The organism is Nocardia sp. TBRC8007, from assembly GCF_056629435.1.
Genome location: NZ_JBWSOR010000177.1, coordinates 1 through 386, shown reverse-complemented (window position 1 = coordinate 386; position 386 = coordinate 1). Strand labels below are relative to the sequence as shown.

Sequence of the window (386 nt, the reverse complement as noted above, 5' to 3'; positions counted from 1 at the left end):
TGGCGGATCGCACCAGCCCGCGACGCCACCGACACCGAGATCGCCACCGTCCGCGCCCTGACCGGCCCCGACCGCGGCCACGAGATCGTGCGCCTGGCCGACACCGAAGGCGTCACCCTCGCCAGCCTCGCCGAAGCCATCGGTGTCCACCCCTCCTACATGACCACCAAAATCAAACAATTCCGCGCCACCGGCCGGTGGCCAGAACGCCCACGCCGCTGACGCCGAATCGGCGACGGACACACTATCGACAGCGACCAAAACCGATTCCTTGCACCTAGATCCGCCGTCGACCAAGGACAAGGTGGACCATAACCGCCAGCCAGCGGGGAAAGCGCCCAGCACTCTTCGCTCGGGACTGCTCGCTTTTTGCATTACCGGGAACC

General features: G+C 66.1%; 1 protein-coding gene. It reads left to right on the top strand.

Translation table 11 applies throughout. The features are described 5' to 3' along the window. On the top strand, nt 1-222 hold a 222-nt coding region (locus ACX4ZE_RS23175), incomplete at its 5' end, for a hypothetical protein (RefSeq protein WP_480275586.1). Nucleotides 223-386: the final 164 nt, after the last annotated feature.